This window comes from Streptococcus sp. 1F3 (genome assembly GCF_054968985.1).
In genome coordinates this window covers 42440-55312 of record NZ_JBUEQR010000030.1, presented here as the reverse complement: position 1 = coordinate 55312, position 12873 = coordinate 42440, and the positions used below count along the sequence as shown (strand labels likewise).

Sequence of the window (12873 nt, the reverse complement as noted above, 5' to 3'; positions counted from 1 at the left end):
GTTGCTTGGCAACCAATGAGATTTATCTTTTTTCCGAGGTTTTAGGCTGAACTCAGTTACATAAGATACGAAGCCGTTAAAAAACCGAATGAAAAATAGGAAATCGAAGCAGGTTGCTTGGCAACCAATGAGATTTATCTTTTTTCCGAGGTTTTAGGCTGAACTCAGTTACATAAGATACGAAGCCGTTAAAAACCGACTGAAAAATAGGCGGCCGAACAGAAGTTGCTTGCAACTTCGTCGTGAGACCCCGGCGAAGATAGCTAGGCTAATCACAAATGAAATGCAGGGAATAGCCAGCTAGCTACCGCCAATAAAACAAGTTATTGCATCTTATTCATCTTTTTTCTACCATTAATTCAACATCCACGAGAAAAGAGGCTGGTACTTACACGCAGCCTCCATCCTTTTTTATGCTGGAATTATTTGTCAAGCATCACTTTTGCAGTATCGCCTTTTTCAGCTGCAGCAAGGAGAGCTTCTGTACTCTTCTTGAAGTCTTCTGAAGTATGGGTTGCCCCAGAAACAACTTCAACAGCTGCGACATCTTGTTTTTCAACCAATTCAGCATTCAATTTTTCGATTGCTTCTTTAGCAGAAACACCAGCTTTTTCGCTCATCATCTTGTTGTATTCTTCGTTTTCAGACTTCATTTTACCATCTTTGTCCTCGTAGTCAAACGTAGACTCTGTAATTTTTCCGTCTTTCACAGTGATTGTATGAACAATCTTAAAACCACGGTCATCTGGTGCAGATTCTGCTGAATAAGTGCCATCTTTCAATTCAGCCATCATTTTAGATTCTGCAGTTGAAGAAGATACGGTTGTCTCAGATGAAGACATCGTTGTCTCTTTCTTCTCCTCTTTCGCTCCACATGCTACTAAGGCAAAGGCTGCAACTAAAGCAGCAACACTTTTCAACATGACTTTTGTTGTTTTCATACAATAAAACTCCTTTTTCCTACCTCAATCCCTAAGAACTGAAGCGTTTTCTTACTTCCTAATCATATACCTTTCTGACAAAAATGTCCAATGTTTACTGTGAAATTAGACACAAAATCCTTTTTGTCAACTTAAGCATACGTATCCAACATTTTCTCAGCCAACCATTTCCAGTCTACTGACCGACCACCTGTCTCCAGCAAAGAAACTTGTTGCTCCATCTTGTGTAGATAGGCCTCCATCAAGGTTTTAGTCCGCTCCTCTGCCTTGGTCCGATTGATTTTATCAATAATCTGATCCGCTAATAGCTCCTCCTTCGTCTCAATGAGGTGCAACAAGTCTTCTCGGATACTCTTATCCTCTTCCAGCGCAAAAAGAAGGGGGGCCGTATAAATGCCATTTTGAATATCTTGACGGGCAGGCTTTCCCGATTCTTGAGCAGTTAGTTGATAATCAATCATATCATCTCGCAACTGAAAAGCCATACCAAAGGAACGACCAGCACGAAAGGCTGGTGAAGTGTCCTTGAACGATCTTCCATTCTGTACACTCCCCAACTGACAAGCCAAGCCAAAGAGAAAGGCTGTTTTTCCTTGAATCTGCTTGAGGTAGCGTTTCATGGTCATGCTGACATCAAATTGGTTCATCAACTGAGCCAATTCGCCTGCTAAAATACCTTCAAGCAATCTCTCATTGAGTGAACCGATATCACCTTTTTCAAGCTGCATAAGGCGAATGCCCTTGGCTAATAATCGGCCTGCATAAGCCATGAGGTAGTCACCTGCGTAGATAGCAATCCGATTGGAAAACTGACGATGGGTAGCTACAATCCCACGTCTCACATCTGCCTCATCAATGACATCATCATGGATAAGGGTTGCCAGATGTAATACCTCCACATAGGCAGCAAAATAGAGTTTCTCTGACTTTATCTGTCCATCCACAGCTTGGGCAAACAAAAGACAGAGGCCTGAGCGCAGATATTTGCCTGGTGCTTCCATATATTCCACAATTTTTTCACGCACAGCCGGGTGAAGCAGCCTCATCTCTGTCATCATAAGGCGCTTCACTTTTCCTAAGCACTTCTGTATTTCTGGATGATTTTCCCAAATTTGATGTACCACAATTCTCCCACTTCATAATAGAAAAGGACTATTCAGCAAACTTTTCCTACGTTTTTTGAATAGTCCCTACCATTTTTTACTGTATTTCAATGATAATGGAATCAAGAACCACTATTCATTATCGTTTATCATTCAATGTGTAAATATGCTTGGGTTTCCCATAAATCTTCTTATCAAGGAAGCGACCCAACCATGGCATAATCCAGTAGTCCAAACCAAAGGCACGACCCGCACCATTCATCAATGAGATGGCAACTGGAATAAACCACATATTGACCCAATAGAACATACCTGACAAGCTAAACATAACCACCAAGGCAACGGTTGCCGCACTCACAATCCATACAAAGGCACCCGCAATCAAGGCTAGACCAATCCCAATTTCAGCGATAGTCATAAATTTTTGCATAAAGAGGGCAACTTCTTGATTGGGCATCATGAACTGCATGATCGAAGCAAACCAGTCTGGCATGCCGTCTAAGACTGTCATCGGTTGCTCACCATAGGCATAGCTAAGACCAAAGATTGCTTGGGCTGTTTCTGTTGCTGCTTGAGAGGCACCTGATGTTGCCTCAGCTGCTGAAGCGCCCGATACAGGATCTGCCAACCATGGGAATGGGAAAACAACCTGATCGCCTAACCATGAAGTGGTGCCAAAGAGACCGAAAGCTTTCTTAACCCCTTCATAGAGCCAAACAGAACCATAAAAGACACGTAAAGGTGCAGACCAAAGCAAATTCCCTTTTCCTGATGTATGACCACCAAAGATATTGCGTTTGTTTTTAATGTCAAAGAATTCATGGCGGATATACGATCCCATATAGAAGAAGCTACGAATGGTAAAGAAGTAAAGCAAGTTTACCATATGCTTCATAAACATTGCCATAAAGCCTGACAAGTGGTATTTGCCCATCAAGAAAGCAACCCCATAGCGGGAACCAATAGAGACCATAAAGCCATCGTATTTCCCTTTGTAGCTATGTTTTTCACCACCTGTAATAGCAGCGATGATGTTTTGGGCAGCAGTATGTCCTGTCTGTTCGGCAGCTTGAACGATTTGTGGTGTTGGTTTGCCATCATTGCCTGGCTCCTCATAGTAAACCAAGTCACCAGCTACATAGACATTCTCCTTGCCTTTAGCTTCCATGTATTCATTTACGACTAACCTACCTGCTCGCGCTTTTTCAATCCCAAATTCGCTTGCATCACTGTTAGCCTGCACACCAGCTGTCCAAATAGAAGTATAGGTTGGAATCTCACGTCCAGATGAGAGGAGCAATTTATCAGCTTCAACAGCAGAAACCCCATCACCTAGCACCAACTCCACACCTTTTTTCTCAAGGTATTTGCGGGTTTTCACTTGTTCTTTCTCAGTGACCATTTGCAAGATATTAGGCATTGCTTCAATCACTTTGAGAGAAAATTCTGCCGGATTGAGTTTAAATTCATGTGCCAAGATTGGAACCCAGTCAATCAGCTCACCAATCATCTCAATACCAGTGAAACCTGCACCGATAACCGTGAAAGTCAAAAGAGCACGGCGTTTTTCTTCATCATGTTCGCGCATGGCACGATAGCAGGCATCAATGATATGATCGTGCAAACGCTCTGCAGCTTCGATTGACCAAAGGGTAAAACCATTTTCCTTTACACCTTTGATACCAAAATCATTGGCTTCCCCACCCATTGCAAGCAGGAGATAGTCAAACGGAAGTGTTTGATGCTCTGCAACCACTTCTTTTTTGTCATAGTCAATTTCAAGGACCTTGTCGGTCACCAAGTTCACTTTTGGATACTTATTGAAAATGCGTTTCAAGTCGTATTTAATCGCATCTTTTTCCACACGACCAGCCGCGACCTCGTGCAACTCTGTCATATAGGTGTGGAATGAGTTTTTATCAATCAAGGTAACGGTCACATCATCGTTTTTCTTGAATTTTTTTCCAAGTAAGCGTGCCGCAGAAATCCCTGCATAACCAGCACCTACTATTACAATATTTTTAGCCAAAACATAACCTCCGATTAGTTTGTCTGTTTTTTAACAAAGCCTATTATACACCTTTTAAAGAGATTGTACAATTGGATTCCTCATTTTTAGGCAAAGAATTTGACAAAAAAGACTTGCATATCTTAAAAAAAAATAGATAGTATAGTGGAATAGAAACGATATGCTATTTAGAATCGGTATTCACCGTGTCGCACTTCCATCTAAAGCTCGTTTTAAGCTACTCATCGTTCGTTTTTCAACATACAGTCAGTATTTCTTCAAAAAACGCTCTTGATTAGCCTAAAAGCTATCTCTTCTATAAAAGCACTTTATACTCCATAAAAATCAAAAGTAGACTAGCTTTCACAATTAAGAATTGTGAACGGTTGGAAATGAGAGTAGCACCGCTCATTTCCTTACAATCGAAACAGAAGGTAGAACGAGCCTTCACCAAGGAAAGTGGACGAAGTATCCTTTTGATTTTTAAAGAGTATTACTTGTGAATACAGGTTCTTATATTGCTCCTTGAAGATTTTCTACCTACCTCAGATAAAGACATGATTATGACTTCAAAAAATCAAACATTATTATTTATTACAATGCTAGCTGCTCAAGCTGTTGTTATTTCTCTAATCGAACGACTGATTCCTACTCCCTTTTCCTTTGCCCCTGGGGCAAAATTAGGACTTGGGAATTTGATCAGCCTGATTGCCATTTTTACCCTCCCTGCTAGAGACAGTGTCAAAGTGGTCAGTATCCGTCTGCTCATTTCAACCTTTTTAGGCGGTACCTTCTCAACCTTTCTCTATGGTTTTGCTGGGGTTACACTCAGCTATATCGGCATGCTTGCTGCCAAACAATTAGGCCCCAAGCGGGTTAGTGCCATCGGGATTTCCATCCTGGGCGGAATGCTCCACAATATCGGTCAACTTCTGGTATTTTCTTGGATTGCTCAATCCTTACTCGTCCTCAACTACCTTCCTCTTTTGTCTTTCAGCGGGATTCTTTCTGGCTTTTTGGTCGGTCTAACTGCCAACTACTTGCTACAGAAAGTCGGACCACTCCGCTATTACAACCAAATCATTTTAGCTGAATGGAAATAAGGATTCTTTTCCTACCAAATGGGTAGGTTTTTCTGTTATTTTTAGCAATTTATGCTACAATATCCTCATATCCTAATTGCGAGAGGAAATCATGCCTACTTTTAGTCTAAAATTAAAACCGAGCCAACGGATTGTCCTCAGCTTTGCAGGCGTTATTCTGATTGGCTCGCTCCTGTTATCCCTACCGATTTCACAGCTAGCTAGCTCTAATGCTAGATATTGGGATCATCTTTTTACAGCTATTTCTATGGTCTGTGTGACAGGACTTTTTACCGTTCCTGTCGCAGAAACCTACAATGTATTTGGTCAAATAATCTGTATGATCTTGATTCAAATTGGAGGCTTAAGCCTGATTAGCTTCATCGGGCTCTTTGCTCTTAGGGGCGGACGAAAGCTCAGCTTTATCAATATGGCCACCCTACAAGAAAGTTTTAGTTTAGCAGAGACCAAGCACTTCCGCAGTTTTATCAAATCCGTCTTTGGTTTTACCTTTACCATTGAAGCCCTAGGAGCAATCCTCCTTTCTTTCCAATTTGTACCAGAATTTGGCTGGCAACGGGGGATTTTTTCTGCCATTTTCCTGGCTATTTCTTCTTTTTGTAATGCGGGGTTTGATAATTTTGGCTCCACTAGCCTCATCAACTACGCCACCAATCCCTTGGTCAATTTGACAATTGCCACACTCATTATCATGGGAGGACTTGGATTTTCTGTCTGGTTTGATATGCAGACTAAGATGAAAAACCACTTGAGTTTTCGCAAATTAAGTTTTCATACCAAGGTAGTCCTCACCATGACCAGTCTGATTCTCTTGGTTGGAACGCTTTTGACCCTTCTAACTGAATATAAAAATCCTGCAACGATTGGCTCATTTGATTTTCCACATAAGGTCTTGGCGAGCTTTTTCCAGACTGTCACCATGCGGACTGCTGGTTTTGCATCAATAGACTATACAAAAGCAAAGCCTGTCACCCTCTTGCTCTATACCTTTCAAATGATGCTTGGTGGAGCACCTGGCGGAACGGCTGGGGGGATTAAAATTACCGCCTTTCTCACTCTCATTCTCTATGCTAGAAGCGAGATTATCGGCCTCCCCCATACCAACTTCAAGGCACGGACAATTGATGCTGTCACGATCCAAAAAGCCTTTGCGACCTTTATCGTCTTCATTATGGTCTTTCTTATCGGCCTCTTTGCCATCAGCATGACCGACCCCCACCAGCCCATGCTCTTTCTGATTTTTGAGGTCATGTCAGCATTAGCAACCGTCGGAGTAACAGCTAATCTAACCCCTGACTTATCTCAACTGGGGCAACTCGTCATCATGGCACTTATGTTTTTTGGACGAATTGGTCCGATGTCTATTTTGATTAGTCTTTCCGCCCGAAAGTTATCTAAGGAAGAAACGATACAATATGCAAAATCGTCAATGATTGTATAATTGAACACGCCCTAAACTCTGTGCGAAAAAGATAAACTTTTGCTAGACGCAAGCGTCTTCGAAAAGTTTCCTATTTTCGCTTTGAGTTTTTTACGGGCTTGTATCTTGTTTTAATTGAACGCACCCTAAACTCTGTGCGAAAAAGATAAACTTTTGCTAGACGCAAGCGTCTTCGAAAAGTTTCCTATTTTCGCTTTGAGTTTTTTACGGGCTTGTATCTTGTTTTAATTGAACACAGCCTGCGAGCTGTGTAAAAAAGATAGACTTCCTTGGGTTCATCGAACCCTGCGTCTGTCTCCTATTTTTACATTGCTCGCTTTACGGCTTTTGTATCTTACTTATTAAGGAGATTAGAATGAAAACTCAAACTATTGGAATTTTAGGTCTTGGTGTCTTTGGAACCACCATTGCAAAGACCTTACATCATTATGATTGTCATATTATTGCGATTGATAATCATGCTGAGCGCATCAATCAGTTGGAAACAGTCCTCACCAAAGGTATCGTAGGCGATATTACAGACAAGGACTTACTACGGGCTGCAGGGATTGACCGATGTGACACAGTGGTCGTTGCAACTGGACGTAACTTAGAGTCAAGCGTCCTTGCTGTCCTCCATTGTAAGGCGCTAAATGTGCCTAAAATTGTCGCAAAAGTCAAGAGTAACACCAGTAAGGAAGTACTACTAAAAATCGGGGCAGATCGCGTCATCTCTCCAGAAAGAGAAACTGGCATCTCCCTTGCCAAGCACCTCCTCCATCGTGATACAACTGACTTGATTGAGCTAGATGGCAATGTTAGTATCATCGAATTTCATGCACCACAAAAATGGATTGGCAAGAGCCTTGCTCAACTACAATTACGCCAATCCTACAATCTCAATATCATTGGCTATCGCGATGCAACAACCCACAAATTAAATATTCAATTTTCACCCGACTATGTCTTTAACGAGCAAGAACTGATTATGGCTGTAACCGATAACCATATCGTTGATCACTTTGAAGAGTATACCAATAAACTCTAATCATTTCTTACAGCAAGTCTTTATTCACTTCTTCTCCCCCATTTTCAAGGAGTTTTTATGCAGGATTTAACCCAGGGTAAGCCAATTCGTGTCATTTTACAGTTTACCTTGCCACTTTTAATTGGAAGTTTTTTTCAATTAGCTTATAATTTTGCAGATAGTATCATTGTAGGCCATACGCTTGGTAAAGTTGCTTTTGCTAGTGTCGGAGCAACTGGAAGTATCGTCTTTCTCATTCTCGGATTTGCACAGGGCTTAACCAGTGGACTGACAATTGTCACGGCCCAGCGATTTGGAGCAAATGATGTCGAAGGTATCAAAAAAAGTTTTGTCCACGGGCTCTTTTACTCCCTCTGTGTAAGTTTGGTCTTAACCTTTTTAGCACTTTTCTTCCTACGCTCCCTACTCATTTTTATGCAGACCCCAGAGGAATTATTGCCCCATTCGCAGCAATTTTTAACAGCGATGTTCGGCGGAACTATCTTTTCTGTTCTCTTTAACTATCTATCCAATCTTATCCGTAGTCTCGGTGACTCAACTACTCCACTGATTGCCCTTATAATCGCCTGTTTCATCAACATCGCACTCGATTTTCTTTTTATTTTAAATGTCGGCTTAGGTGTGTTTGGTGCAGGGTTAGCAACTATTACAGCTCAAGCTTTTTCAGTCCTTTATTTAGTCGTTTATATTTATAAAAAAGTCCCTTATTTCCACCTCAAATGGACAGAGGTTAGACTGGATAAACTGAATCTCATCAAGCATGCCCAGCTAGGTTTTCCGATGGCATTTCAAGCCAGTATCATCGCCATCGGTGCTATTACCCTACAGGTCATGCTCAACCAACTGGGGACTGATGCGATTGCAGCTCAAGCGATTGCTAGTAAGACTGATCAACTAGCCATGCTTCCGATGATCAATCTAGGCTTAGCTGTTTCCACCTTTACTGCCCAAAACTACGGAGCCAAGCTCTATCTACGAATCTTAGAGGGTTTGAAAAAATCCATCTTCATCAGTATCGCTTGGGCGATTATCTTTGCGATCTTACTAGTCACTGCCAATCGCTTCTTCTCCCGTCTCTTTCTGGCAGAAGGAAGCACAGAAGTCTATCACCTCGCCCTAACCTATTACATCATAAACGGTGCTTGCTACTGGATTTTGGCTATTCTTTTTATTCTTCGTAGCTTCATTCAGGGACTTGGAAAGGGCTTTGTTCCAACTCTTGCAGGGATTATGGAACTGGTCATGCGGGCTGGTGTTGCTATTATTGGCTTGACTTATTTCGGATTCTACGGTGTGGCTGCTGCCAATCCCGCTGCTTGGATCGGCAGTGTTATGGTCCTAGTTCCTAGTAGCATCATTTTAAGGAGAAAACTACGGCAAGGAATGATATAGCAAAATACTAGCCTATGCTGGTGTTTTTGTTTTTTATACTCATTTAGTTTACCTTTTATTACTTCAACGATTGCGGAAACTCCGTTTCCTTATTTCCAACTTCCAATCACCTTCTAGATAATTGGAACTCACTTTGCCGTACTCTACGATTGTTACTGACTATCGTCAGTATGATTTCCAACCTTCAACAGTCATTAGACTGTTGAAGCAGCCTGCAGCTCCTTGCCTAGTACTAAAAGGAAACGAAACAACTATATCAAGACCATCAACCAACCATACAAAAAAGAGAGAACGAATCCGTCCTCTCTTGGTAGTATAGTTTTCGTATGCATTTATAATAAAACACAGTTGCCAGCTCAAAAAGAGATAGGCAGCTGTGCTAGCACCAACAATCTAGGGATAGGCTGTTGGTGGGTATCTAATAAGACAAGGAAAGGTTGTCATTTTATCGTATACAATTTTTTAGAGATAAACGAAATGACGATACCCTTGATAATAGGCTAATTTCCCTAACTCTTGCAGTACGATTAACCAAATGAAGTGGCTGTTTTATGAATTTGGGTCATCTAGACTACGACCGTGCAAGCCTTTTTCTCGTTGGACTTGCTTGAGTTTTTCTGGTGTTACATCGTTTCCAGCCTCATCAACAAGTTTGATCCCCTCTATATGGGCACGAACGCTCCGTCGATAGCCTTCAATATACTCTTGCCGAAGAATGGCTTGCTCTTGTAATTCCTCTGCTGTCAAGCCTACTTCTTTTTTCTTTTTAGCTAGTTCATTGATTCGATCAATTTTTGCTTGTTCCATCTTCTCTCCTATTTGGTATTGATTTGATTAAAGCGGGCAACCTGTTGCGCCTTATCCGTCAAAGCAACAAGTAGAGCCAGACGGTTCTTTTTAACAGCTTCATCTTCCACCATAACCATGGTATTGTCAAAGAAAGCATCAATAACGGGTTGAAGGGCAAAAAGTTGATCAATATTTGCTACTAAGTCAGTGGACAGGGTGATCTGTTCCACATTTGCTGCCAAGGTTTCTTCCTCTGCATTTTCAAACAAAGTACGATCAACCATAGCTCCTGACTCTGCTTTTTCAGCTAGGTTAAAGACCCGTGATAAACTTTCAATTGCCGGTTTAAAGGTCGTTGTCTTAGCTTTTTCAGCCAAGATACGGGCTGTCTCCACCATATCAGCCACCACAAAATGAGTGCTATCCAAAACAGCTGTTACAATATCTTTTGGTACATTCTTATCCATCATCTTCTCTACACGGGCACGGAAGAAATCAAGGACTTCAACCTTGTTTTGGTAGACGAGACTGTCATGCTTTAGAGCGTAGAGTTTTTCCACCAACTCATCAATGGCAATATTCCAACCAAAGGCTTCCAAAATTCGTACCACACCTTGGGTTGCACGACGAAGAGCATAAGGGTCATTGGAACCACTTGGAATCAAGCCGACAGAGAAGAAGGATAGAATCGTATCTAATTTATCTGCAAGGGCAAGGACTGCACCAACCCTCGTTTCTGGCAGGTTGCCGTCTGCACTATTTGGCAAATAATGCTCCCGAATTGCCGCTGCAACGGCGGGTGTCTCACCTGCAAGAAGGGCATATTTTTCCCCCATAATCCCTTGTAATTCGTCAAATTCACCGACCATACCTGTCAAGAGGTCAAATTTGTAGATGGCTGCAGCACGCGCCAAATCTCCTTTCTCCTCTTCCGAAAGCCCTGCTTGGTCAGCCAAAAGGCTACTGATGGTAGCTGTCCGTGCCATGTGATCATAAAGGGAGCCAATTTTCTCATGGAAGGTAACAGCTTTTAGACGGTCTACTAGATCTGCAATCTGTAATTTCTGGTCTTCACGCCAGAAAAACTCTCCGTCTTCCAGACGCGCCACTAACACTTTTTCATTTCCCTTGATAACATTATCCAAACATGTTGCATTTCCGTTGCGAACGGAGATAAAGTTTGGTAAGAGTTTGCCCGCTTGATCACGAACGACAAAGTAACGTTGGTGATTTTTCATTGAAGTGACTAAGACCTCTTCTGGAACCTCAAGGTATTTAGCATCAAAGGCCCCCATAAAGGCCGTTGGATATTCAACCAAATTTAAAACTTCATTGAGCAAATCCGGGTCAATCTCAACAAGGACATTTTGTTCGGCTTCAATAGCCTTGATTTGCTCCACAATCATAGCTTCACGCTCACGACTATCTGCAATCACAAACTCCTTGCGCATGTCATCTTCATAACTGTCTGCATGTGCAATTTCCGTCTCCTGACCAAGGAAACGATGACCACGACTGATGCGTCCTGAGGAGATATCAAGGAAGTCCATCTCAAGCGCTTCCTCATCTAGCAAGACTGTCAAGGTATGGACAGGGCGAACATATTCAAATTTGTTTGAAGCCCAGTGCATGCTGACTGGGAAAGTGAGGGAGGCAAGCACTTCTGGTATAGCAGCCAAGACATCCTTGGCTGCTTTTCCTTGTTCATGCTTGGTTACATAGACATATTCTTCCCCGTTGATTTCACGGAAGGTAATCGCTTCCGTTGTCAAGCCTTTTCCACGAACAAATCCCTCTGCAGCCTTTGTAAAGTTCCCATCTGCATCCAAGGCAATTTTCTTAGCAGGACCTTTAAAATCCTCTGTCAAATCGGTCTGTGTATCCGCCAAACCTGTCACACGAACTGCCAAACGACGAGGAGTTGAAAAGGTTTGAATCCCTTCAAACGCCAAACGGTTATCTGTTAAAAAGGCAGCCATTTTCTCACCCAATTGTTTTTCACTAGGGCTTACAATGTAAGCTGGAATTTCTTCTAACCCAAGTTCTACCAATACATTTTTCGTCATCTTATTCTGCCTCCTCTGCTAGTAATTGCTCTCTTGTTGCTTGATCCAATAGTGGATAACCAAGGCGTTTTCGTTCTGCTACAAAGGTCTTTGCAACCACACGGGCTAGATTTCTAATCCGTGCGATATAGCCTGCTCGCTCCGTTACCGAAACCGCCCCACGCGCATCTAACAAATTAAAGGTATGCGAACATTTCAAAACATAGTCAAAAGCAGGGTGCACCAAATGCTCATTGAGGCACCGTTTTGCCTCTTCTTCAAATTTTTCAAAGTTAGTAAGCAACAAGTCCTGATCACTCACTTCAAAGCTGTACTTGGAATGCTCGTATTCTGGTTGGAGAAAGATTTCCCCATATTTGACTCCGTCAGCCCACTCGATGTCATAGACCGAATCTACCTCTTGGATATACGAAGCTAGACGCTCTAAACCGTAGGTCACCTCAGCCGTTACAGGACCTGTCGCAAGACCTCCGACTTGTTGAAAATAGGTAAACTGAGTAATTTCCATTCCGTCAAGCCACACTTCCCAACCTAGACCAGCTGAACCAGTGGAGGGATTTTCCCAGTTATCTTCCACAAAACGAATATCATGTTCCAAAGGATTGATACCGAGGCGTTCGAGTGATTCCAAATACAATTCTTGGATATTACTTGGACTTGGCTTCATAACCACTTGAAATTGGTGATGTTGGTAAAGACGGTTTGGATTTTCTCCATAACGGCCATCTGCTGGACGACGACTTGGCTCTACATACGCTGCATTCCATGGCTCAGGACCAATCGCACGCAAGAAAGTATAAGGGCTCATGGTTCCTGCCCCTTTTTCTGTATCATATGCCTGCATCAGCATACAACCTTGCTCATTCCAGTATTGTTGTAAGGTCAGAATAATCTCCTGAAAAGTTAGTTTCTTGCTCATTTATTTTCCTCCATTTTTAACATTGACACAGCATCAAGTTGTTCAGACTGTGACGCTGATTGAAAGGGGACTTTTCCCCATTTC

At 42.2% G+C, this 12873-nt stretch carries 10 protein-coding genes; 4 read left to right on the top strand and 6 right to left on the bottom strand.

Translation table 11 applies throughout. From position 1 onward, the window contains the following. Window positions 1-422: 422 nt before the first annotated feature. From ACVPON_RS02460 to ACVPON_RS02450, 3 genes are all read right to left on the bottom strand, one after another. A complete protein-coding gene (locus ACVPON_RS02460) occupies window positions 423-941 on the bottom strand; it encodes an FMN-binding protein (RefSeq protein ID WP_462875842.1) in 519 nt (172 codons plus the stop codon). A gap of 131 nt (window positions 942-1072) precedes the next feature. Further along, on the bottom strand, window positions 1073-2065 hold the full coding sequence (locus ACVPON_RS02455) for a polyprenyl synthetase family protein (RefSeq protein WP_462875840.1): 993 nt from the start codon (window positions 2063-2065) through the stop codon (window positions 1073-1075). Between the two features lie 118 nt (window positions 2066-2183). Further along, window positions 2184-4073 carry an FAD-dependent oxidoreductase gene (locus ACVPON_RS02450; protein WP_462875838.1) on the bottom strand — a complete coding sequence of 630 codons (1890 nt, stop codon included), beginning with the start codon at window positions 4071-4073 and terminating at the stop codon, window positions 2184-2186. A 542-nt stretch (window positions 4074-4615) separates the two neighbouring features. Between ACVPON_RS02450 and ACVPON_RS02445 the strand changes: the two genes are divergently transcribed. The 4 genes from ACVPON_RS02445 to ACVPON_RS02430 all read left to right on the top strand — a co-directional run bounded on the left by ACVPON_RS02445 (window position 4616) and on the right by ACVPON_RS02430 (window position 9015). After that, window positions 4616-5155 (top strand): Gx transporter family protein, encoded by a 540-nt coding sequence (locus tag ACVPON_RS02445; protein WP_462875836.1) that lies wholly within the window; start codon window positions 4616-4618, stop codon window positions 5153-5155. 91 nt (window positions 5156-5246) lie between these two features. Next, entirely contained in the window at window positions 5247-6596 is a 1350-nt protein-coding gene (locus tag ACVPON_RS02440; RefSeq protein WP_462875834.1) for a TrkH family potassium uptake protein, read from the top strand. 355 nt (window positions 6597-6951) lie between these two features. Next, window positions 6952-7623, top strand: coding sequence for an NAD-binding protein (locus ACVPON_RS02435; protein WP_462875833.1), 672 nt, complete (start codon window positions 6952-6954; stop codon window positions 7621-7623). A 57-nt stretch (window positions 7624-7680) separates the two neighbouring features. Further along, the gene (locus ACVPON_RS02430) at window positions 7681-9015 is read left to right on the top strand and encodes an MATE family efflux transporter (RefSeq protein ID WP_462875831.1); all 1335 of its coding nucleotides are present in this window, start codon (window positions 7681-7683) and stop codon (window positions 9013-9015) included. A 549-nt stretch (window positions 9016-9564) separates the two neighbouring features. Here ACVPON_RS02430 and ACVPON_RS02425 read toward each other — a convergent pair. From ACVPON_RS02425 to glyQ, 3 genes are read right to left on the bottom strand one after another with little or no spacing between them, the layout of a single operon-like run. Then, window positions 9565-9822 carry a DUF896 family protein gene (locus ACVPON_RS02425; RefSeq protein ID WP_462875829.1) on the bottom strand — a complete coding sequence of 86 codons (258 nt, stop codon included), beginning with the start codon at window positions 9820-9822 and terminating at the stop codon, window positions 9565-9567. 8 nt (window positions 9823-9830) lie between these two features. After that, window positions 9831-11870, bottom strand: a complete 2040-nt coding sequence (gene glyS / locus ACVPON_RS02420) for a glycine--tRNA ligase subunit beta (protein ID WP_462875827.1) — start codon at window positions 11868-11870, stop codon at window positions 9831-9833. 1 nt (window position 11871) lies between these two features. Next, entirely contained in the window at window positions 11872-12789 is a 918-nt protein-coding gene (glyQ, locus tag ACVPON_RS02415) for a glycine--tRNA ligase subunit alpha (protein WP_462875825.1), read from the bottom strand. Window positions 12790-12873 lie beyond the last annotated feature (84 nt).

Coding starts and splice junctions, on each gene's coding strand:
- ACVPON_RS02460 (WP_462875842.1), bottom strand. CDS start 941: ATGAAAACAACAAAAGTCATGTTGAAAAGTGTTGCTGCTTTAGTTGCA.
- ACVPON_RS02445 (WP_462875836.1), top strand. CDS start 4,616: ATGACTTCAAAAAATCAAACATTATTATTTATTACAATGCTAGCTGCT.
- ACVPON_RS02440 (WP_462875834.1), top strand. CDS start 5,247: ATGCCTACTTTTAGTCTAAAATTAAAACCGAGCCAACGGATTGTCCTC.
- ACVPON_RS02435 (WP_462875833.1), top strand. CDS start 6,952: ATGAAAACTCAAACTATTGGAATTTTAGGTCTTGGTGTCTTTGGAACC.
- ACVPON_RS02430 (WP_462875831.1), top strand. CDS start 7,681: ATGCAGGATTTAACCCAGGGTAAGCCAATTCGTGTCATTTTACAGTTT.
- ACVPON_RS02425 (WP_462875829.1), bottom strand. CDS start 9,822: ATGGAACAAGCAAAAATTGATCGAATCAATGAACTAGCTAAAAAGAAA.
- glyS (WP_462875827.1), bottom strand. CDS start 11,870: ATGACGAAAAATGTATTGGTAGAACTTGGGTTAGAAGAAATTCCAGCT.
- glyQ (WP_462875825.1), bottom strand. CDS start 12,789: ATGAGCAAGAAACTAACTTTTCAGGAGATTATTCTGACCTTACAACAA.